Genomic DNA, 22,320 nt, shown 5'->3' with positions numbered 1-22,320 from the left:
ACATCCTTTTTCCTCCCAAATCATACAGTTCTCGACAAACTTATGATAAGGGATGGGTGTTAAGGGTGGTCAACTTTTTGGTTAGCGAAAACCGCTAAAGTGGTCAACTTTTATTTTAGCGTTTACAAAATCACTCCGCTGAGCAAAAAGAAGCTGAAGCATGAGATCTATCTGTTTTCCCAGACAAAAATAATCATTCATTGTGCCAATATAAAGATTAGAAAAGTGAAAGCGTAGAGAACTCTCAGTGTACACTTGGCCAGGAGGAAAAAATGATATCGCTTGCCAGAATTTTAAAACTGCGTGATCTGGAAATTTTCCATGTATTAAAAAAAGAAGGAGACCTCTTAGCTTATGCCGTCATTGAGGATACTCGAAGTCCTTTTACAGAAGAAGATAAAAAGATGGATCCTTTATGTTTTATGGACGAAGAGGACATTAATGAGATTTTAAATGTGTTAAGGATTTCATTAATCAATGATAAAGCACTATCAAGAGAAGATTCCATAATGTTGAGATCGTATTTTTCTGACTTTGTTAATACAACCAATGTAACGAATTTTATCACTAAGGAATATACTCAGGAAGATTTGTATGGCAATGAAGACTGTATTGAGTCTTTTAATAAGATGTTGCGCAATATAGGTTCAAATTTTATCATTGAGGAATTTGATAAGAAAAATTGGATGTTTTTATCGCAAGATTAAAAAGCAGCTGACTTGTAATGCGTAATTCTTCATTCCCCCAATATTTGCATGGTATGGAAACCATCTTCTTAAAGAGAATAATGCACAAATACATATTGGGAAGTGATGTTTTGAAAAAAATACTGCTTATGCTAATTATGGGTACTTTCCTTCTGACTGGACATGTATCTGCTTCTGAAATGATAAAAACAGGAGAAGAAGTGGAGATAAAGGACGGTGCTGCGAAATCATTTATTTATGAGTCATTGCGAGTATGGATGGATCAGGATATTTCGAAGTTGTATCACAGAAAATACAACGCAGATTCTGTAGAATGGAAGGGGCCTGAGCGCGAAAAAGTCCGCATCTGGATCAGAGAGGTTAAATCCAATCCGGGTCCTGCAGGGTATACCCATGTTATAAGAATATTTTTGCCATACGAAAACGTCATAGTAAATAATCGTAAGGAAGTGAAATCAGCAGATACCGTTATTTACGCTGTTAATGCACGCTTCCTTTCACTCTGTCCTGAGTCAGGTAAATCTGAAAAGGAAATCAAATTACTCCGTACTGTCCATAAGGTGCTTTCTGATGCATGACATGATCTCTAAAAGGATCGCAGATTTAGGTTACGTTTTGGATGTCCCTGGCGAACGCTTTTCACTATATAGAAAGAAAAAAGACAGGCCCTATAAAATAGGGCCTGTCTGTATGTTACGAAGATTAAGCTTTTTGAACGTTAGCTGCTTGAGGTCCACGAGCACCTTGCTCAACGTCAAATGTTACTTTTTGACCTTCGTCTAAAGATTTGAATCCTTCGCTTTGAATAGCAGAGAAGTGTACGAATACATCGTCTCCACCTTCGCGTTCGATGAAGCCAAAACCTTTTTCTGCATTAAACCATTTTACTGTACCTTGTTCCATTTTTGTTGCCTCCTAGTGCTGCCGCACAATGTATTACTATCCCTGCTCAAAGTATTTATCTAGACGAAAAGTCAATAATGAACGTATACCGAACAAAAATAATTCTTTTTCATCATAACAGCAATCGGTAAAAATTGCAAATTATATTATCGTTTTATTATGGCAATATTTGTTAAAGGGTGGAGGGTTATTATAAATTACATTCAATTCTCATAGAGAAGATGTGAATGAGTTTAGCTCGATAAAGGCCCGGGTATATTTTTTTTACGTTCCTACTATCCTCGGGGCAGCCGTATTCGTAAATTCTTCATCTTCAAATTTTTTAAAATTAAAGGCTGTGTTAGTGTACCTTGTTGATTTTGGGCTCATTCGTGTGAAACTCTGTTTCACACGCATTTCAGCACAGCTGGCTAAAATGAGCCCAAAATCAACAACATTGTTTAACAAAGCCAAATAAAAATACATATGAAACGGTTAATTTATAAAGTTGGACAGCAGATTTTTAGTGAAAAAAGGAATCCAGATCAGAAAACCATGACACTTATCATGTATCGTACATGACAGCTGGGACTACCGCAAAAATAAAACGTTTTCTATACTTAAATAAATAAATGAGTGAAGGAGAAACTTTCAAAAATGAACGAACAAAACCCAAGGGCTTTAAGAAAGATGGTTACTCCTTATGAAAAGTCCGATTTACAAAAAAGTATTTGGCAAATTATTAACACATTGGTGCCATTTTTCGTGCTGTGGTACCTGGCATATAAGAGCTTATCGGTCTCTTATTTCCTTACATTAGCAATTTCTGTGGCTGCTGCAGGTTTTTTAGTGAGAATCTTCATTATTTTTCATGACTGCTGCCACTATTCCTTTTTCAAGAACAGAAAGGCCAATCGGATCCTTGGCACCATAACGGGGATTCTGACTCTTCATCCTTTCGACCAGTGGGCACATGACCACTCTGTCCATCATGCGACAAGCAGCAACCTGGACAAGCGCGGTACAGGCGATATTTGGGTACTGACCGTTGAGGAATATCTGGAAGCTTCAACTAAAACAAAAATTATGTACAGGCTGTACAGAAATCCGTTTGTTATGTTTATTCTCGGTCCGATTTACGTTTTTGGCATTACCAATCGTTTCAATCGCAAAGGTGCAAAGCGCAAAGAAAAGATGAATACGTATGTGACGAACCTCGGAATCGCCGCTGTGGCGGGACTTGTATGCTGGGCTATCGGCTGGCAGAACTTCCTGCTCGTTCAGGTGCCGACTTTCATGATTTCGGGTACTCTCGGAGTATGGCTGTTTTATATTCAGCACACGTTTGAGGATTCTTATTTTGAAGAAAATGAGCATTGGGAATATGTAAAAGCAGCTGTTGAAGGAAGCTCATTTTACAAGCTTCCAAAAGTCATGCAGTGGCTGACAGGCAATATCGGTTTCCATCATGTCCACCACCTTAGCCCAAGAGTTCCAAATTATAAGCTTGAAGAGGTGCATAAAAACACTGAACCGCTCCAGCATGTTCCGACCATTACACTGGCAACAAGCCTTGCGTCATTAAAGTTCCGTCTGTGGGATGAACAGGGCAAGAAATTTGTTGGTTTTAGCCATTTAGGAAAAGCTGCTAAAACCCAGGAATCAGCACGGCTGGGATCTGATTAATAAAACCGGTCTGTCATGATAAGAAGTTTACAAAAAGTGCCGACAAGCGCAATGTATTTGTGCAGTCAGCACTTTTTTTGTCTTAAAAAATGTACTTTTTTACATTCAGGCGCTCCATCAAATGAGCTGGAATAAATGAGATATGTATAGATCTGCACATACATCGTGACTTTATTGGTAAAAAAGCAGTCAATAGATTAAAATAAACAGGCGTAAGGAATAGCAGGGAGTGAACTTTATGGCGTTGGAAAAGGAAAAAGTAACGGTTAAGGTAAACAGTAATGAGTTTATATGGGATCCCCAAAACGGTCTTTTTACCTTTGATGGTGCGCCAGCACTTTTATTTTGGGATTCAGCAATAGAATTATTTTTGAAAACGATTGAAGAAGTTTCTGGTGAAGATGTATCTAAAACTGTATATGAAGCAACGGGATATCGAATGGGTCATTTAGTAACTTCTTATTATACTGGCCGTAGGGATCTCGAACAGCTTCTTGAAGAATATGGTGATATTTACAGAAATGCAGGCTGGGGCAATGTCAAAATTGTCGACTTTCATTATGAGGAAAAGAGAGCAACCGTTCAGTTGACTAACAGCTGGGAGCACAGAATTTTTAATAACACTGACAAGGAAAAGGCTGGCGTATTATTGCCGAGCCACTGGGCAGGAGTCTTTACAGGCCTATTTGAACAAAAAGTCTGGTACAAAATCAACAAAAGCCAGCTGAATGGAAGCGAATATGACGAAATTGAAATATTTCCTTCTGATGTTTCACCTACAGAAAATATTTTTGAACTGGCAAGACAAAAAGAGACAAAACATATTTTAGAGCTTGAGCAAAAAGTAAAAGAAAGAACCGAAGAACTTTCCACTCTTGTAAATGAATTATCCACACCTATTATCCCAGTATTAAAAGGGATTGTTGTGGTTCCGCTTATTGGCAATTTTAATGATGAACGTTTATCCAATTTTATTGAACGTTCACTGCTTGAATTTTCCAGACTAAAAGCCAATTACCTATTAATTGATTTGACAGGTTTCAAAGGTCTGGACAGTTACACAATAGATGGCATTCAAAAGCTGATTCTTTCTATCCGTCTAATAGGCGGAGAGTGTTTCATCGTTGGCATTTCTGCGGACCAGGCCACACAAATATCGAATTCAAACATTCAATTAAGCAATGTACAAACTTTTTCTACATTACAGCACGGAGTAGAATACGCCATTGAACAGAATGGCTTTGAGATTAAAGAAAAGAAGGCATGATGCGCCTTCTTTTTTGTGTTTTTACCAGGTAGTTCCGCCGCAGACCTATCCCATTAAAAGACAGCCCCCAAAAATACCTGGCTGCATCATAAGAGATTCCTATGAGGAGCTATAAAATAATTTTAATTACTTTATGGAATGAACTCAGTTAGCATAGAAATTGTTACAGACCTTAAAAGGAGGATAAGCAATGGAGGCAAAACTAAAGTTCAGAACCGCTGCTGAAGAAGACTTGGACAGCATTGTGGCCATGCTTGCTGATGATGTTCTCGGGCGTACACGTGAAAAGTATGAGCATCCGCTTCCGGACAGCTACATAAAGGCATTTCAAGCTATTTCATCCGACCCTGATAACGAGCTGATTGTAGCATGCCGGGGAACCGAAGTCATTGGGGTTCAGCAAATAACTTTCACTCCCTATCTTACACATCAAGGCGGATGGAGAGCCGCGATTGAAGGGGTAAGAACCTCAGCATCAGTAAGAGGGATGGGAGTAGGATCTGAACTGATCAAATGGGCCATACAGCGTGCAGAAGAACGCGGCTGCCATTTGGTACAGCTTACAACCGATAAGGAGAGGCCGGATGCCCTGAGGTTTTATGAGCGGTTAGGTTTTAAAGCCACACATGAAGGATTGAAGCTGAGGCTTATCTAAAAAAGGCATTTAGGTCTTTATATTCAAAAACAGCTGCCAATCCGGCAACTGTTTTTTATTACATTTAAATAGTGAAGAAAACCTTATGTATTCCTAAAGTTATTCTCAATAAATTTCTCCTCATCCGAAGGTTTAAGCACCCTGTATGCTTTGCCAACCTGACCACCATTCAGCTCCCAAAAATAATTATGATCCTCTATTATGTCTGAAAAATTGTCGTTTCTCCACTTTGCTGCTATTTCGAGCAGCGGTTCTTTTCTTTCAAAATCACTCGATTGCAGGATGCTATAGATTTCCTCAATATTCTCTTTGCTCATCTCGACAGCACCGGTCTTTTTTTCGGCCATGACTTTTTGATGCGTCATAAAGTGCATAGTATCCATGACTTCCTGTTCGATGGAGCTGCGGTCAACAGGGAATGCTGTTGTCGCCCCTTCCACTCTGGCAACCTGTTCGGGTGCAGCATCAGGATCCCAGGCTTCTTCAGAGGGAGCAGATTCTGGTTTGGTTTGCTCTATGTTAACATCCTCATCCATTGTTTTCATGAAATTGACTGTTATAAAAAGAACCAGGAGCAAGGCGATAGCTGCCAATAAAATTAAGGTTTTTTTCATAGATAGCCACCTTCCTTTTTTTAACATTATACCATTTCCGGTTTCATTAAAATCTATTGATCGGCTGATTAGTAATATTTGGTATAATAACCCAGAGATGCATAGAAAGGGGAATCTGTATTGCGCATGTGGAATACCATGAAATGATTTATAGAATTGGATAGAAACAGTGGGCGGTCCCTTTTTTGGAGATACGTTTATTTTTCTATCTAAAATAATTCAAGGGACACACGGTGCGGCCAATAAAATTTCCATTGCCAGTTAGGTATTGCTGGCGACATTGCATCTCTATATGCACATTCATTGCGTCCCCTGACAAGGGAGGAATTTTAATGAGGAATCAGGATAAAAACGAAGAGCTGCTGGCGGGAGGAAATGTCTCGAACGTATATCGTTCTGGAGATACGATACGGCGGGAATTAAAGGCTGATAGTATAAAAATCCATACGTTATTGCAGCATTTAGAAAATAAAGGGTTTGCCTTTGCTCCAAAGTTTCTGGGCATTGACGAAAAAAATAGAGAGATCTTAACATTTATCGAAGGAGAAGCCGGCCATTACCCTGTAAAAAAATATATGTGGTCTAATGATGCTTTAAAAGAGATTGCGAAAATGCTTCGGCTTTATCATGATGCCGTGAGCGACTTTCCGATCAATGAGAGCTGGCAGCCGATTGATCATACCCCTCAGCCATTCGAAGTGGTGTGCCACAATGATTTTGCCGTCTATAACATTATTTTTAAACATGAAAAGCCAGCAGGGGTTATTGATTTTGATCATGCTGCTCCAGGCCCGAGACTTTGGGATATAGCTTACACTCTTTACACTTGTGTTCCCTTAAGCAGACTCTATCATAGGGAAACAGGTGAGGCCGTATATTATGATCAATCAAAGGATGCAGAGCGCATAAAACAGCGGGTAAGACTATTTTTTCAATCTTATGGCATCAAAGGGCTTGAAAATGATTACTTAGAGATGGTGCTGCTCCGGATAGAAGGGTTATGCAAAACCATACGAAGGAAAGCCGGAGAGGGAGATAAGGCGTTTCAAACAATGATGGAAGAAGGGCACCTTGAACATTATCAAATGGAACTTGAGTTCATTCGCAGGCACGGTCAGGATTGGACACTGTGAATTAAAAGCGTTAAGCCTGATTGGTTTAGCGCTTTTTACTGTATCTAATAAATCAAGAAAGTGAAACTCACCAGCTCCTTCAAGCGTATATTCACTGGTAAAGATGATAAGAAAAGAAATTGACCAACTCACTGGGGAGATGCCAAATGACCATCTATAAAAATGAACATGGCAAACGCACGCTGGAGAAGGATTATGAAGAATATATAGGCACTTTGGGTTTTGACGTGGAAAGGATGTTTGTGGACACCAGCTATGGAAGGACGCATGTTCTTTCAGCAGGGCCAAAGGACGCTAAGCCTGTTTTTATTTTTCAGGGAGGCAATTGCATCAATCCGATGACACTGTCATGGTTCTCCTCCTTAGCAGAAGGGTACAGAATTTATGCACCTGATACAATCGGCCATCCGGGATTCAGCGCAGAGGCGAGGATTTCAGCTCAGGATGATAGTTTTCCAAAATGGATCAAACAGCTGATGGACCATTTTCAAATCAGCAGATGTGCCTTTATCGGTCCTTCTTATGGTGGAGGAATCATCATGAGGATGGCAGCATATATGCCAGAGCTGATCGAATGCGCGGTGCTGGTGTCGCCGGCAGGGATCAGTCTTGGATCCAAGACCAGGATGATTAGAGATATTCTACTGCCGATGCTCGCCTACACGGTCTTTTCTTCGGAAAAACATCTGGATAAACTCACTGGTATTATGTCTGGCGGATCGATGAAAGCGCGGGATAAAGAGATTATCGGCCATGTATTCAAATATGTGAAGCTTGAGCAGGATATGCCGAAGATAACAGAGCGTCAAGAGTTGGCCGGGTACGAGGCGCCGACACTGGTTATAGCGGGGAAAAAAGATGTCTTTTTTCCTGAAGAGAGGCTGAACCGGGCAGCAAAGGAAATCATACCAAACTTAGCGGACTTCAAGGCATATGAAATGGGACATTTTCCTTCTGATGAATATTTGATCAAGATCAATGAGGATATTGCCGCGTTTTTGGATGCTCATTATTAGGAGCCAGGGGGACAGGTCCCCTGGCTCAGTTTCTCCTTGCTCCAATTTGATAGGGGCAATTAAGAAATATTATCTGTTTTTAAATGAGGTCTGGGGATAAATGATAGGGTACCTTTTTCGCGCTTAAACGTGAAAAGATTGACATTGTCTAGCTTCAAGTGACTATTTTATAATAGAGTAAAGGGAGGTGAGAAAATGACGGAAGAAAGATTTGACCGAATTGAGGGAATGCTGACGCAGCTGCTTACAAAAGTAGCTAGTATGCAAACAGTCCAGCAGGATCACAGCAGGAAATTTGATTCTATTGATAGGAAGTTTGATGCCATTGAAAAGAAATTTGATTCTATCGACAAGAAATTTGATTCTATTCATAGGCGCTTTGAGATCATTGAAGCAAGAATGGATAGCACTGATGCAAAAATTGATGCCCATCATAAAGAAGTGATGGACCGATTCAATAGATTAGAGCTGGATCAGGATTTTATTTGGGAAAAAGCTGCACGTAATGAAAGAGAACTGGAGCTTATTAAAAGGAGGCTTTCTTGAGCTTCTCTATACTTACCCTCAATAATAAATTCTCTTCATAAGCAATACTCCTCTGTTTTGTTTCACTGAATGTATTCTTCAACAATAAAACATCAAAAAAACCAATTAAGTACTATGAGGCTTCAATTGCATATAAAGCTTGAGTAGTGAACTGAAAAGAAATGTACCGAAAAAACTCCGCTTGGCTGATGGCAGCAAGCGGAGTTTTTTGTGATTTTGGGCCAGGGGACCTGACCCCATGGCTCACCCCATGGCTCGATAAACAAAATAATCAAAATCAGCGTGAAGCCTCTGCCCGGATGTGTCCTGGCATTGCATGCCGACGAATGCGCCGGTGAAGAAGCCGCCTCCGTTGATGTAGTCGTCTGAGAGTTTGTAGGACTCCAGGGTGACTGGGACTTCGGTCCAGCTGTTTCCGTCGAATGAATAGGAGTAGCGGTAAGTGTTAGTGCTTACATTTACGCGCAGGTAGACATAGTCTGCTTCGTCCGGAACGGTGATTGGGCTGTCCTGGAGCGGCTGGCTGAATGTAAAGTTATCGCAGACCGTCAAGTCGAGGATCCGGCCTTTTTCTTCATGCCAGGTGATCTGCAGGGCGGTCCAATTTTGTGTATTATAGTAGTTTACGAGTCCGGCAGCCTGCTGGAATGTGTCAGGATTGAAGGCCACTTTTGTTTCGGCCGTAAAATTGAAATGCTGCCAGCGCCTCGCGATATGCGCTTGCGTAAATTTAGATGTTAGTGATTCCCGTCCATAAAGGCGCAGATGCCCAGGGTTGTCTTTTAATGAAACGATATCTTCTCCGAGCGGGATCCTTAGTGACTGGAAATGAAGATTCAAAGTTTCAGAGCTGAAATCATCTTTCTCATCAAAATCCTTCTCCCATTTGACTTCCTCGATGGCCGGTCCTTCGATTTCGACGGATGGCTGGTTTCCCCCGGCCACATATGGCCAGTCATTTTTCCATTCGAGGCGCTGGATGGCGGTTTCCCTGCCAAGCGGGCAATAGCCGCGCGGGTCGAGGAGCGCTTTGTTTTCCTGCGGCAATGGGCGGCCGGTCAGGTGCACAAGGAACCATTCGTCCGTATGTGTTTTTACGATCGAAGCATGTCCGGCTTTCTGCAGCGGATTCCTTGGGTAAGGGAATGACGTGATCAGCGGATTGTCAGGATGCACTTCATATGGTCCCCACAGGTCTTTAGAGCGGGCAATGGTTGCCTGGTGGTCGTATTTTGTTCCTCCTTCAGCTGTGAGGAGATAATAATAGCCGTTCATCTTATAAAGATGAGGCGCTTCAGTCAGTTTAATATCGGTGCCTTTGAAGATGACCTCTTTTTTGCCGACAAGCTTCTGCTCCTCGACACTGAATTCCTGCAGGACAATACCATAGAAGTTATGATTGCCGACCCGGTGATCCCACATCATGTTGACGAAGTATTTCTTTCCGTCCTCATCATGGAATAAAGAAGGATCAAAGCCGGAGCTGTTCATGTAGACAGGCTCTGACCATTCACCATCAATTTTGTCGCAGGTGACGAGATAGTTATGGCTGTCTTTCCACTGTCCTTCAACCACTTTGACATCTGTGTAGATCAGCCAGAATTTATCATCATGGTAAGACAGGGCAGGGGCCCAGATGCCGCCTGAATCAGGATTTCCCAGCATATTCAATTGGCTGAGGCGATTGAGCGGGCGGGAGATGAGCCGCCAATTCTTAAGATCCTTGGAATGATAGATCCCGACGCCAGGGAACCATTCAAACGTAGAAACGGCAATATAATAATCTTCGCCTGCACGGCAAATGCTTGGATCAGGGTTAAAGCCTGTTAAAATCGGATTTTGAATGATTGTCATTGTACAGCACCTCTCCTGGATATAATGTTAGGCTTCCTGAATATCGATGGTCAGGAAGTTTTCGCTCGCATAAGCGGCCGCCCCGAATGCAGCAGCATGGGTGGATAACTGGGAAAAATCAATCTTTAGATCCTTTTTGTGTGTAGAAAGCGCATGGACCAGCTTCTTCTTCAGCGGTTCCTCCAGCCACTTGGAAGAAGAGGCGAGACGGTTGCCGATGATGACCTGCTCAGGGTTGAAAATATTGATGATGTTATTGATCCCGACCCCGATATAGCCGCCGATTTCTTCAAAAATGTGAATGACGCCGGCATCCCCGTTTTCAGCCAGTTCATTCAGGCTTTCAAGTGAAAGCTTCTGCCCATTCTCCGGCTGGATGGCATCCCTGGCTGCGGATTCGACCAATGCTTTTTCAGAAGCATAAAGCTCCCAGCAGCCCTGGTTGCCGCAGCGGCACACCGGCCCGCCTGTTTCAATCGTCATATGGCCAAGCTCGCCGGAGAATCCATTGTTTCCTTTGTAAAGCTCTCCATTTAAAATGAGGCCGACACCGATGCCGATGCCGATGCTTACATAGATGATATTATTGGCTTCCTGGCCGGCACCGAATTTTTTTTCACCGTATGCCCCTGCATTGGCTTCGTTTTCAATCAGGATGGGAACATTGTACTTCGCTGTCATCACTGATTTCAGGTCGATATTCCGCCAATTCAGGTTGGGGGCCAGAAGGATTTCGCCTTCCGTGCTGACGGTTCCTGGCACGCCGATGCCGATCCCGACCAGTCCGTAGCGGCTTTTTGGCATTGAACCGATCAGGGTGTCGACAATTGTGAATAGCTTTTCTTTGATTTCTTCAAAAGTCAGGTCATTGAACTTAATCAATTCCTCATTGCAGATGTTTCCCTGTAGATCGGTCAGGATCCCAAGAATATAGTTGACGCCGATGTCAATGCCGATGGAATAGCCGGCAACCTGGTTGAAGAGCAGCATAACAGGCCTCCGTCCGCCGCTTGAGACACCTGGCCCTGATTCAAGGATCAGGCCTTCGCTGAGCAGCTCACTGACCTGGGAGGAGACGGTCCCTTTATTCAATCCGGTCAGGTTGGCAATATCCGCCCTTGAAATTGGGGTGCATTCCTGGATGGTCTGCAGAACTAATGACTTATTGCCTTTTTTTACAACATGCTGGTTGTAGGTCTGGGTCAGCCTCATTTTTAAAAGCTCCATTTCGTTTTGTTTTCCTAAGTGTACCATTTTCATTTTCTATTATAAACTTAGTTTATCCGCTAGACAAACATTCTTTGAGATGGTAATCTATGTTTAGTAACAAATCTCGGAATCAAAATAAAGAATATTGGGGGTATTTAGTTTGAAAAAGAAGAAAGCGGTTACAACACTTTTTGCCATTTTTTCCTCCCTTGCCCTGATTACAGGCTGTTCAGGATCCGACGAAAAAGCGAGCGGCGGCTCCGGTGATGAGAAAACAATTGAATTCATGCACCTATGGCCTGAAGGAAGCTCCAAACTGCACAACGAAATTGTAAGCGGAATCATCAAGGATTTTGAGAGCGAGCATCCAGATGTGAAAGTGGACCTGGAAGTGCTGAGCAATGAGCAATATAAAGATAAGCTGAAAGTATTATCTACTTCCAACCAATTGCCTGATGTAGGACTGACATGGGCTGCAGGATTCCTGGACCCTTATGTGAGCGGAAAGAAATTTACGCCGCTGGATGACCTTCTTGAAGGGGATTTAAAAGATAAATTCGTATCCGGCACAGCAGAAGCATATGAAGTCGATGGAAGCACATATGGACTGCCGCTTGAATTGAACATTGCAACAGTATTCTATAATAAAGCTATTTTTGAAAAATATGGGCTGGAAGCGCCTAAAACATATGAAGAGCTTAAGAATGTAATAGAAACATTGGATAAAAACGGTGTTGCTCCAATTGCGCTTGGAAACAAAGACCGCTGGACGGGATCTCTATGGTATATGTATCTGGCTGACCGGATCGGCGGCGGAGATGTCCTGACAAAAGCAATCGACCGCAGCGGTTCATTTGAAGATCCTGCCCTGGTTTCAGCTGCTGAAAAGGTGCAGGAGCTGGTTGACATGAATGCATTTGTCAAAGGGTTCAACGGTCTTGCCGATGAAGAAGCGAAGAGCATGTTCATGAACGAACAGGCAGCCATGTACCTGATTGCAACATGGGATCTCCCAAATTACACAACCAATGAAGACGTTCCTCAGGAATTCAGGGATTCTGTGGGCTACTTCAACTTCCCGACCGTTGACGGAAAAGGGGATATGGACAGCTATGTAGGCGGTCCTGGAGTAGGATTATTCGTTGCGGAAGATTCTGATGTGAAGGAAGAAGCGAAAGAATTCGCCTCCTACTTCATTGAGCAGTGGGGAGAAAAGTCAGTGACGGATGCAGGCGTCATCCCGGCAACAAAAGTGGATGCGGCGTCACTTGATCTTCCTGATATGTATGTCGATGTCCTGGAAGACCTGAACTCTGCCAGCAATATCACGCTTTTTGCAGATGTGCAGATGAGCGCAGATACAGCTCAGGTGCATTTAGATATGATTCAGTCGCTGTTTGGAAAAGAAGTGTCTCCTGAAGAATTTGCCAAGGCGCACGAAGAAGCGCTGTCCAAAGAATAAGGGTTCTCGGAATACTAGTAATCAACTAAAGAAAAGGACATACCCTTTGCAGGATTGTCCTTTTCATTTTTAAATATGGGGTTGAATGTGATGAATAAAGTAATGTCAAACAAGTGGATTATCGCATTATACGTTCTCCCTGCACTCCTTCTGATTGGTATCCTCATCTTCATCCCTCTGATCTTGACCGGTTATTACGGCCTGATGGACTGGGATGGCATCGGAGCTATGGAGTTCATAGGGCTGGAAAACTATATCAATGCCATCCAGGACGGGAAGTTTTGGGACAGTGCCTACCATTCTTTCCTGCTTGCCGTATTTTCAACGCTGAGCCTGGTTATTTATCTGGCCATCTCAATGATATTGGCTTCCCGGATTAAAGGGGCAGATTTGTTAAGAAAAATCTATCTGATCCCGATGCTGCTGTCATCTGTTGCGATTGCACAGCTGTGGATCAAGGTATTCAACCCGACCAACGGAATGCTCAACAGCATCCTGATGGCCCTCGGTGCAGATGATCCTCCAGCATGGCTGGCAGAACCGTCAATCGTTCTTTATGCGATTTTTATCCCTATCTTGTGGCAATATGCAGGGTTTTATATTTTGATTTACTATGCAGCACTCAAGAACATTCCGGAATCATTGGTTGAGGCAGCCAGGATCGATGGGGCCACACCGCTCCAGATTGCCTGGAAAATCAAGCTCCCATTGATCATGGGTGTTGTGAAAGTAACGATTGTGCTTGCTGTAGTCGGGTCACTGAAATACTTTGACCTGATTTATGTAATGACCGGCGGCGGCCCAAATGGCGCCAGCGAGGTCATGGCATCTTATATGTATAAACTGGCCTTTGCAAGCAATGACTTCGGATACGGCAGTGCCATCGGCTTCCTGCTCCTGATCATTACGCTGATTGTGACAGTGATTGTGCGCAAGGCAACAGCTACTAAAGAAGAAATTCAATATTAAGCGAGGGTTGTACAATGAAACGAGCAGGTTACTTCATACTCTATCTTTGCCTGGCCATCGTAGCCATCTTTCAGGTCTTCCCGGTCATTTGGCTGTTCCTGTTTTCTTTAAAAAATAACCAGGAAATCTTCTCAAAATCACCATTTTCGCTGCCTACTGAATTCAGGTGGGAAAATTACAGCAAAGTTTGGGAAGGCGGCATTGGCATCTACTTCTGGAACAGCATCTGGATTACAGGCGTGGCCATCCTCTTAACCGTAATCCTGGCGAGCATGGCGACTTTTGCGATTACAAGGATGCAGTGGAAGCTGAGCAAATTAGTGCTTGGGCTATTCATGGTCGGGCTCATGATCCCGATCCATTCAGCGATCATTCCGCTGTTCAGCATGTTCTTAAATGTAAATCTGATCGACAATCCATGGTCAATCGTCATTACGTATACGGCGTATAATCTGCCGATTACAATGATGATCCTTCTCGGCTTTTATTATACGCTGCCGCGCGAAATTGAAGAGGCGGCAATCATGGACGGCTGTTCAGTCCACAGAATGTTTTTCAAAATCATTCTGCCTATGACGATCCCGATCATGTCGACCACTGTGATCATCAATATGATTTATAACTGGAATGAGTTTGTTTTCGTCAATACCTTTATCAGCTCTGATCAGTATAAAACCCTTACGGTCGGAATCCAGAACTTCATTGGTCAGTATATGACTGATTGGGGCGCGATCGGTGCAACACTCATCATCAGTGTGCTTCCGATCCTGCTGGCATTTCTTTTCTTCAGCAATAAAGTTGTTGAAGGGATCTCCTCAAGTGCAGTTAAAGGATAATAACAAAAAACACTTTCTCCTTCAATCGGGAGAAAGTGTTTTTTGTTTGGCCTGCTTCCGCTGGATTCTATTGAAGGCATGGAGGCAGAGCCACATGATGACAAAAGCTGATGCACTGCCGCCGAATATAAAACCAAGCGCCGGAGCCAGCTGAGTGATATAGTAAAGCGAAGCAAGGCAGAGAATCATCAATACGGTGTGGAGCGGATTGACGAGCATGATCAGCAGGGCCTGTTTGATAAGCTGTCTGACATTCAAATCAAAATGCACAAATACCGGAAAAAGATAAAGAAGAAACAGCAGAAAAATCATCATGAACGCGAGCAAAGGGACATAGGCCCATGTGAGCACCTCAAAGCCGGCCTGGGTGAACCAAAGATTGAAGCCGGCCAGGGAACCGGTGATGATGATGATGAAGCCCAGGCGGTTGCCCTTCCAGAAATCCTTTTTATAGTATGAAAGGAAGCTGGGGAACAGGGGTGTACCTGTTTTCCCCCTCAGCCAGTCCCTTGTGATGGCAAACATGGCAAGGGTGGAGGGAAAGAACCCAAACAGGATGCCCCCCGAAAGGGTGAATAGTATCCATAAGAGATTCATATAAGCAAAACGGGTAATCCATTCAAATATCCGGTATAAAACGCTGCTTACCATAGCAGAAAACCTCCAAATTATCTCGGGTAAGACTATTATACTGGATTGAAAACGATTTCGCAGTATTATAAGTAATCTTTGTTTATTCAATAGACAAACAAATGAAATATTGATATAATTCTTTTTGAAAGCATTTACATTTTATAAAAAGATAATCTAAAAGAATCTGCTCATAAGATTCTTAAAGAACTTTACTATGATTCTGGGAGGAACGAAAAATGGCTTATTTTAACATTGAAAAGATTAAATATGAAGGTTCAGCATCAACCAATCCATTTGCGTTTAAATTCTATAACCCGGAGGAAAAAATCGGCGGCAAGACAATGGAAGAAATCCTGCGTTTTGGTGTAGCTTACTGGCATACGTTCACAATGGACGGCTCTGATCCGTTCGGTACTGGCACAATGCTTCGCCCTTGGGATAAGTACACGGGAATGGATCTGGCAAAAGCGCGCGTAGAGGCGGCATTTGAATTTTTTGAAAAGCTGGATGTGCCATTCTTCTGCTTCCATGATGTAGATATTGCTCCAGAAGGAAGCAGCTTAAGAGAAACCAACCAGAATTTAGATATCATCGTCAGCATGATTAAAGATTATATGAAGGACAGCAAAACAAAGCTGCTTTGGAATACGGCGAATAACTTCACGAACCCACGCTTCGTCCATGGTGCTGCAACTTCAAACAGCGCGGATATTTTCGCGTATGCGGCAGCGAAAATCAAGAAAGGCCTTGAGGTAGGAAAAGAACTCGGCGCAGAAAACTATGTGTTCTGGGGCGGCCGTGAAGGCTATGAAACTCTCTTAAACACAGACATGAAGCTTGAAATGGATAATCTTGGCCGCTTCATGCACATGGCAGTGGATTATGCGAAGGAAATCGGCTTTGATGCCCAGTTCCTGATTGAGCCGAAGCCAAAAGAGCCGACTACTCACCAATATGATTTCGATGTGGCGACAGGGTATGCATTCCTGCAGCATTACGGGTTGCAGGACCACTTCAAATTCAATATTGAAGCAAACCATGCAACATTGGCCGGCCATACGTTTGAACATGAGCTTCACTATGCACGTGTGAACAACATGCTTGGCTCTGTAGATGCCAACCAGGGTGATCCATTGCTTGGCTGGGATACAGACGAGTTCCCGACAGACTTGTATTCTACTACACTGGCAATGATCGAAATCCTTAAAAATGGCGGACTTGGCCGCGGCGGGCTCAATTTCGATGCGAAAGTAAGAAGGGGTTCATTTGAGCCTGAAGATCTTTTCCACGCCCATATCGCCGGAATGGACAGCTTCGCGGTTGGCCTGAAGGTTGCGCAAAAGCTGATTGATGACAAGGTGCTGGACAATGTAGTTGAAAACCGCTATAAGAGCTATACAGAAGGCATCGGCCTTGAGATCGTTGAAGGAAGGACAGACTTCCATAAGCTTGAGGAGCATGCATTGGGCTTGACTGAAGTGAAGCACCAGTCCGGCCGCCTCGAAAGCATCAAGGCAACGATCAATCAATATCTGTTAAGGGCTTATGCGGGAGAGTAACTCTTAGAGGGCAGGTGCAGCTATGAAATATGTGATCGGCGTTGACCTAGGAACAAGTGCGGTAAAAATATTGCTGGTCGATCAAAAGGGGAATGTGATCCAGGAGGTTTCCAAGGACTATCCCCTGATCCAGGAGAAGACCGGCTACAGCGAGCAGGATCCAAAAGAGTGGGTAAATCAGACAGCTGCAGGGCTGTCTGAACTGCTCCAAAAATTCAGCGGAAATCCGGAAGACATTGAGGGACTCAGTTTTTCCGGGCAGATGCACGGCCTTGTCCTTCTGGATGAGAACAATGAAGTGCTTCGGAATGCCATCCTTTGGAATGATACAAGGACGACGGCACAGTGCCGTGAGATCTACGATCGGGTCGGCGAAGAGAGGCTGCTTGAGATTACGAAGAATCCGGCACTGGAAGGTTTTACATTGCCGAAATTGCTTTGGGTGAAGGAGCATGAGCCGGAGATTTATGAAAAGGCGAAAACCTTTGTCCTTCCTAAGGATTATGTAAGGTTCAAGTTGACAGGTGAGCTGCAGATGGAATATTCCGATGCAGCGGGGACTTTGCTATTGGACATTGCGAAAAAAGAATGGAGCAGCGAGATCTGCGATATTCTCGATATTGACACAGCACTTTGCCCGCCATTGGTTGGATCTCATGAAAAGACGGGGAATATCACTGCTGAGTTTGCAGCAGCGACCGGCCTTCCGGCTTCTGTCCAGGTATTTGCCGGCGGTGCCGACAATGCCTGCGGAGCGATCGGCTCCGGTATCCTTGAGGATGGGAAAACCCTTTGCAGCATCGGTACGTCTGGTGTGGTCCTTTCTTATGAAAGCAGCAGCGATAAAGATTTCGGGGGGAAAGTCCATTATTTCAATCATGGGGCTGAGGACGTTTTTTACACGATGGGAGTGACTCTTGCAGCAGGCCACAGCCTGAGCTGGTTCCGGAATGTGTTTGCAGCGGAAGAGAGCTTTGAGGAACTGCTTGCTGAAGCAGGAACTGTCCCTCCAGGTTCGAACGGCCTGCTGTTCACGCCTTACATATCCGGGGAGCGGACCCCGCATGCGGATGCAAGCATCCGGGCGAGCTTCATCGGGATGGACAGCTCTCATGAACGCAAGGATTTCGTCCGTGCCGTTATGGAAGGGATCACTTTTTCGCTGAACGAATCTTTGGCTATCTTCAGAGAGAATGGCAAGAAGATCGATACCATCGTATCTACCGGCGGCGGCACGAAGAATGAAGACTGGCTGCAGATGCAGGCGGATATTTTCAACAGCAAAATTGTGAAGCTTTCGAGCGAGCAGGGTCCTGGCATGGGTGCGGCTATGATTGCGGCCTATGGCAGCGGGTGGTTTTCTTCCATGAAGGAGTGCGGCGATGCATTCTTAAAGGTTGAAAAAGAATTTGTCCCCGATGCAGGAAATGTGAAGATTTACCAAGAATTATTCTTTGTATACCAGGAAGTCTACGGGCAGACAAAAGCGCTTAATGAAAAGCTGCTGGCCTATCGAAAATAACCATATGAAACCAGAAGGCTGCCTTGGAAGGATGCATCATATATGCAAAGTCCCGGGGCAGCCTTCAGGGTTTCTGTATAAAAGAAGGAGTTGGCGAAATGAAATATAATCAGCTTGGCAATACCGGTTTGAAAGTAAGTGAACTGAGCTTTGGCACTTGGGCGATCGGCGGCTCATGGGGAAAGACAGATGACGGAGAAGCTCTCAAAGCTCTGGAACGAGCCATGGATGCGGGCGTCAATTTCTTTGATACGGCCGATGTGTATGGTGATGGTCATAGCGAGGAGCTTTTGGCGAAGGCCACGAAAGGCAAGGAGGATTCCATTCATATCGCTACAAAGTTCTGCCGCAGCGCTGATATTTATGATCCGGCAACCTATTCAATGGATAGTGTCCGTTCTTTTTGCGAAAACAGCTTGAAAAGGCTGGAGCGGGAGGCAATCGACCTTTATCAGATCCATTGTCCGCCTATGGAGATTTTGAAGGATGGCAGCGTTTTTGAAGTGCTTGAGCAGCTGAAGCAGGAAGGAAAGATTCGCTACTATGGCGTCAGTGTGGAAACGGTCGAGGAAGGGATTTTCTGCCTGGAGAATACAAAGGCAAGCGCCCTGCAGGTCATTTTCAATCTGTTAAGGCAAAAGCCGCTGGATGAGCTTTTTCCAATGGCTATGGAGAAGAAGGTTGGAATTCTTGCGCGTGTGCCGCTGGCCAGCGGGCTTCTTACTGGAAAGTTTTCAAAGGATACCACGTTTGAGCAGGATGACCACCGCAACTTCAACCGCAATGGAGAAGCCTTTAATGTCGGCGAAACATTCGGCGGACTTGATTTTGGAAAAGGCGTCGAGCTGAGCGAGCAGGTGAAGTGGATTGAAGAAGGCAGAGGCAGCATGGCAGGAGCTGCCATCAAATGGATTCTTCAGCAGCCGGAGGTGAGCACAGTCATCCCGGGCTTCCGGAATGTGAAGCAGGTGGAGAGCAATCTCGAAGCACTGAAAGCAAAGCCGTTCAGTGAAGAAGAACTGCAGAAGCTGAAGAACTTTTATCAGAAGGAAGTGCATGCCCATATCCGGGGCGTATATTAATAGGAAGGGCCTCCAGCTTTGGCTGGAGGCCTTTTTTGGGTGGAACAGGTTTACTGTTCCGTTTTATAGCTTACATTGCTTTAGAACGTTTTGTTTCGGCAGGTGCCTTCCACAGGCTTTCCATCTGCTCCAGGGATTTGCCTTTTGTTTCAGGCACATACTTCCACACGAAGATGGCTGAAAGGACGCTCATCAGGCCATAGATGCCGTAAGTCATGCCGCCGCTGAATTCCATCATCATTGGGTAGGTTGAGGAGACCAGATAGTTGGCACCCCATTGGGCGGCAACCGCGATTGCTACCGCCTGGCCTCTGATCCGGTTCGGGAAGATCTCGGAAATCAATACCCAGCAGATCGGTCCCCAGGACATCATGAAGGAAGCGGTATACACAATGATGAACAAGAGCGTGCTGATGCCGATGATATTGGCAAAAGCGAGGCCCGCGACACCGAACATGCCGACCGCCATTCCGATCGAACCGACGATAAGGAGCGGCTTGCGTCCCCATTTGTCGACTGTCATGATGGCGATGACCGTAAAGATGACATTGACCAGTCCCATGACAATCGTCTGCAGCATGGAGGCATCCTTTGCAGCGCCCATACTTTCAAAAATGCGCGGTGCATAATACAGGGCCACATTGATGCCGACAAACTGCTGGAAAACGGATAGCAGGATGCCGATGACAATCACTTTTTTTCCAAAAGCAAAGGTGGACATTTTCTCGGCAGTCGCATTCATAGAACCTTTGATTTCGCTGAGGATCTGTTTGGCGCTTGCCGGGCCGTTGATTTTTGATAGGATTCTCAATGCGCTTTCGTCCTGGTTTTTCAGAGACAGATAGCGGGGCGTCTCAGGCACGAAGAACAGGAATATGAAGAAAAGCAGGGCCGGGATGGCTTCTGAAAGGAACATATATCTCCAGCCGGTTTCATTGATCCATTCCACTGATTGCCCGCGGGCGATTCCCCAATTGACAAAATAAACGACCAGCATGCCGAAAATAATGGCAAATTGATTGAAAGAAACGAGCCGGCCCCTGATGGCTGCCGGGGCGATTTCCCCTATGTACATTGGCACAATGGCGGAAGCAAGGCCGACGCCGATGCCGCCGATGATGCGGTAAAGATTGAATGTCAGCAGAAGGCCGATAGTAGGTTCACCTGCTGAGAAGAAGAGAAACTCAGGGTAAGCTGAGCCAAGGGCTGATAAAAGGAATAATACGGCTGCAATGATCAGTGATTTTTTGCGGCCAAGAGCTGATGAGAAATAGCCGGAGATCAGTCCGCCGATGATGCAGCCGATCAGGGCGCTGGAGATGGTGGCTCCATGAATGAACGAGCTTAAGCCCAGGCTATCGACCAGATAGGTCTGAATCGATTTCTCGGCTCCGGATATGACAGCTGTATCGTAGCCAAAGAGCAGGCCGCCAAGAGTGGCAACGAGTGTAATCGAGAAGATGTAAAGCGAACCATTATACTGTTTCGTCATGTGTGAAGGGCAGGTTTCATTATACTGGAATGATAGTTAAAACGCTTACATTGTTACGGTAATTTTTGAAGCGTTTACATTTATCGGCATAAAATGAAAGGCACTGCCTATTCCCTCCCCTGCTGATAATTTTTTTACAATAATGAATAATTGAATTATAGCAGACTATTTTAAGTTTGTCTAATGAATGAACTAAGTTGCGGATAGAAAGAAGGAGCCAAGGGGTCAGACCCCCTGGCCCACTCCCAAAAACTGAGCCAAGGGGTCAGACCCCCTGGCCCACTCCCAAAACCGAGCCAAGGGACCCGACCCCCTGGCCCAACATCCTGACCCCCTGGTTTTTTTAATTACAAAATTCTCCCGTGCTTTTGTAAAGTTCTATAATAGTAGCTGGTGCTTTTCTTCCATTTATGAATTCTGCTGGAGCTGCTTAAGAGGGGGGATTTGCTTGGCTATTACGTTTACGATGCTGTTATTGGGGATTTTGCTTGGTTTTATCGGGGCCGGGGGATCCGGATTTATTATTGCGCTTTTGACGGTGGTGTTCGGAGTGCCGATCCATACGGCGCTTGGGACGTCGCTTGCGGCGATGGTGTTTACGACCATGTCGGGGGCTTACAGCCATTACCGGCAGGGCAATATTGATGTGAAAATGGGACTGGCTGTCGGCTGCTTTGGAGCGGTCACTTCATTCCTGGGCTCAGGGATTGCGGTGTGGATCCCGGTTGATTCGCTTCATTGGCTGACGGCCGGAATGCTATTTCTATCAGCTGTAATGCTGCTGGTCCGTTTGTTCATTGTCAGCCGGATGGAGGACAAGGGAGCAGAGCCGCAGCGCAGGCTGTTTTTGAAAGCTGCTTTTGTGGGGATCGTCTGCGGCCTGCTGTCAGGCACGTTTGGAATAGGGTCTGCGCCTTTCATTCAGCTTGGGCTATTAGCCGTCTTAGGCCTCTCTGTGCAGAAGTCTGTCGGGACAACGATGCTGGTCATCCTGCCAATTGCACTGGCCGGCGGCATAGGCTACTATTTTGAAGGATATTTTGATGCGATCCTGCTGCTGCAGGTGCTGGCCGGAACGATGATCGGTTCATACCTCGGAGCGCGGTTCACCAATTATGTGCCGCTTCCGGTTTTAAAAAGTGCCATGGTGCTGACACCTATTATGGCCGGATTCATTCTGCTGTTCTGAAATAGGA

At 44.7% G+C, this 22,320-nt stretch carries 21 protein-coding genes; 15 read left to right on the top strand and 6 right to left on the bottom strand.

Features of this window, described 5'->3' with window-relative positions; genetic code table 11:
- Positions 1-272: 272 nt before the first annotated feature.
- On the top strand, positions 273-707 hold the full coding sequence (locus tag ACQCVH_RS21040; protein WP_426837536.1) for a terpene synthase: 435 nt from the start codon (positions 273-275) through the stop codon (positions 705-707).
- A 110-nt stretch (positions 708-817) separates the two neighbouring features.
- Positions 818-1,285, top strand: a complete 468-nt coding sequence (locus ACQCVH_RS21035) for a hypothetical protein (RefSeq protein ID WP_426837535.1) — start codon at positions 818-820, stop codon at positions 1,283-1,285.
- 124 nt (positions 1,286-1,409) lie between these two features.
- On the opposite strand, the gene ACQCVH_RS21030 is transcribed toward ACQCVH_RS21035, so the two are convergent.
- Positions 1,410-1,610 (bottom strand): cold-shock protein, encoded by a 201-nt coding sequence (locus ACQCVH_RS21030; RefSeq protein WP_009791915.1) that lies wholly within the window; start codon positions 1,608-1,610, stop codon positions 1,410-1,412.
- Positions 1,611-2,246: 636 nt separating this feature from the next.
- On the opposite strand from ACQCVH_RS21030, the gene desA reads away from it, so the two are divergent.
- From desA to ACQCVH_RS21015, 3 genes are all read left to right on the top strand, one after another.
- Entirely contained in the window at positions 2,247-3,275 is a 1,029-nt protein-coding gene (gene desA / locus ACQCVH_RS21025; protein ID WP_426837534.1) for a Delta(5) desaturase DesA, read from the top strand.
- 238 nt (positions 3,276-3,513) lie between these two features.
- Positions 3,514-4,542, top strand: coding sequence for an STAS domain-containing protein (locus ACQCVH_RS21020; RefSeq protein WP_426837533.1), 1,029 nt, complete (start codon positions 3,514-3,516; stop codon positions 4,540-4,542).
- A 190-nt stretch (positions 4,543-4,732) separates the two neighbouring features.
- Positions 4,733-5,197, top strand: coding sequence for a GNAT family N-acetyltransferase (locus tag ACQCVH_RS21015; RefSeq protein ID WP_426837532.1), 465 nt, complete (start codon positions 4,733-4,735; stop codon positions 5,195-5,197).
- A gap of 83 nt (positions 5,198-5,280) precedes the next feature.
- Here the strand turns inward: ACQCVH_RS21015 and ACQCVH_RS21010 are convergent, their stop codons facing one another.
- Positions 5,281-5,811 carry a DUF6241 domain-containing protein gene (locus tag ACQCVH_RS21010; protein WP_426837531.1) on the bottom strand — a complete coding sequence of 177 codons (531 nt, stop codon included), beginning with the start codon at positions 5,809-5,811 and terminating at the stop codon, positions 5,281-5,283.
- 332 nt (positions 5,812-6,143) lie between these two features.
- On the opposite strand from ACQCVH_RS21010, the gene ACQCVH_RS21005 reads away from it, so the two are divergent.
- The 3 genes from ACQCVH_RS21005 to ACQCVH_RS20995 all read left to right on the top strand — a co-directional run bounded on the left by ACQCVH_RS21005 (position 6,144) and on the right by ACQCVH_RS20995 (position 8,506).
- Positions 6,144-6,944, top strand: a complete 801-nt coding sequence (locus tag ACQCVH_RS21005) for a phosphotransferase (protein WP_426837530.1) — start codon at positions 6,144-6,146, stop codon at positions 6,942-6,944.
- Positions 6,945-7,090: 146 nt separating this feature from the next.
- Complete coding sequence (locus ACQCVH_RS21000; RefSeq protein WP_426837529.1) at positions 7,091-7,960, top strand: alpha/beta fold hydrolase; 870 nt, start codon at positions 7,091-7,093, stop codon at positions 7,958-7,960.
- Between the two features lie 195 nt (positions 7,961-8,155).
- Complete coding sequence (locus ACQCVH_RS20995) at positions 8,156-8,506, top strand: hypothetical protein (protein ID WP_426837528.1); 351 nt, start codon at positions 8,156-8,158, stop codon at positions 8,504-8,506.
- 243 nt (positions 8,507-8,749) lie between these two features.
- Here the strand turns inward: ACQCVH_RS20995 and ACQCVH_RS20990 are convergent, their stop codons facing one another.
- Together ACQCVH_RS20990 and ACQCVH_RS20985 are read right to left on the bottom strand one after the other, a co-directional pair.
- The gene (locus ACQCVH_RS20990; protein WP_426837527.1) at positions 8,750-10,360 is read right to left on the bottom strand and encodes a glycoside hydrolase family 43 protein; all 1,611 of its coding nucleotides are present in this window, start codon (positions 10,358-10,360) and stop codon (positions 8,750-8,752) included.
- Between the two features lie 27 nt (positions 10,361-10,387).
- Positions 10,388-11,572, bottom strand: a complete 1,185-nt coding sequence (locus ACQCVH_RS20985; RefSeq protein WP_426837526.1) for an ROK family transcriptional regulator — start codon at positions 11,570-11,572, stop codon at positions 10,388-10,390.
- Positions 11,573-11,729: 157 nt separating this feature from the next.
- On the opposite strand from ACQCVH_RS20985, the gene ACQCVH_RS20980 reads away from it, so the two are divergent.
- From ACQCVH_RS20980 to ACQCVH_RS20970, 3 genes are all read left to right on the top strand, one after another.
- Complete coding sequence (locus ACQCVH_RS20980) at positions 11,730-13,031, top strand: extracellular solute-binding protein (protein ID WP_426837524.1); 1,302 nt, start codon at positions 11,730-11,732, stop codon at positions 13,029-13,031.
- Positions 13,032-13,121: 90 nt separating this feature from the next.
- Positions 13,122-14,000, top strand: coding sequence for a carbohydrate ABC transporter permease (locus ACQCVH_RS20975; RefSeq protein WP_426837523.1), 879 nt, complete (start codon positions 13,122-13,124; stop codon positions 13,998-14,000).
- A 14-nt stretch (positions 14,001-14,014) separates the two neighbouring features.
- Positions 14,015-14,836 carry a carbohydrate ABC transporter permease gene (locus tag ACQCVH_RS20970; RefSeq protein ID WP_009791896.1) on the top strand — a complete coding sequence of 274 codons (822 nt, stop codon included), beginning with the start codon at positions 14,015-14,017 and terminating at the stop codon, positions 14,834-14,836.
- Positions 14,837-14,857: 21 nt separating this feature from the next.
- Here the strand turns inward: ACQCVH_RS20970 and ACQCVH_RS20965 are convergent, their stop codons facing one another.
- The gene (locus tag ACQCVH_RS20965; RefSeq protein ID WP_426837522.1) at positions 14,858-15,487 is read right to left on the bottom strand and encodes a YesL family protein; all 630 of its coding nucleotides are present in this window, start codon (positions 15,485-15,487) and stop codon (positions 14,858-14,860) included.
- A 218-nt stretch (positions 15,488-15,705) separates the two neighbouring features.
- Here ACQCVH_RS20965 and xylA point away from each other — a divergent pair, with 218 nt between their 5' ends.
- From xylA to ACQCVH_RS20950, 3 genes are all read left to right on the top strand, one after another.
- Complete coding sequence (xylA, locus tag ACQCVH_RS20960) at positions 15,706-17,028, top strand: xylose isomerase (protein ID WP_426837521.1); 1,323 nt, start codon at positions 15,706-15,708, stop codon at positions 17,026-17,028.
- 22 nt (positions 17,029-17,050) lie between these two features.
- Positions 17,051-18,550, top strand: coding sequence for a xylulokinase (gene xylB / locus ACQCVH_RS20955; protein WP_426837520.1), 1,500 nt, complete (start codon positions 17,051-17,053; stop codon positions 18,548-18,550).
- A 98-nt stretch (positions 18,551-18,648) separates the two neighbouring features.
- A complete protein-coding gene (locus ACQCVH_RS20950; protein WP_426837519.1) occupies positions 18,649-19,632 on the top strand; it encodes an aldo/keto reductase in 984 nt (327 codons plus the stop codon).
- Positions 19,633-19,702: 70 nt separating this feature from the next.
- Here the strand turns inward: ACQCVH_RS20950 and xylE are convergent, their stop codons facing one another.
- The gene (gene xylE / locus ACQCVH_RS20945; protein ID WP_426837518.1) at positions 19,703-21,124 is read right to left on the bottom strand and encodes a D-xylose transporter XylE; all 1,422 of its coding nucleotides are present in this window, start codon (positions 21,122-21,124) and stop codon (positions 19,703-19,705) included.
- Between the two features lie 448 nt (positions 21,125-21,572).
- On the opposite strand from xylE, the gene ACQCVH_RS20940 reads away from it, so the two are divergent.
- Positions 21,573-22,313: a sulfite exporter TauE/SafE family protein gene (locus ACQCVH_RS20940; RefSeq protein WP_426837516.1), complete on the top strand. Its 741-nt coding sequence runs from the start codon at positions 21,573-21,575 to the stop codon at positions 22,311-22,313.
- Positions 22,314-22,320: the final 7 nt, after the last annotated feature.

The sequence above is a fragment of the Bacillus infantis genome (genome assembly GCF_050107595.1).
GTDB classification, from domain to species: Bacteria; Bacillota; Bacilli; order Bacillales; family Cytobacillaceae; genus Bacillus_AB; species Bacillus_AB infantis_C.
The sequence above is the reverse complement of the archived record's forward strand: the minus strand, read 5'-3'. Positions and strand labels throughout refer to the sequence as shown.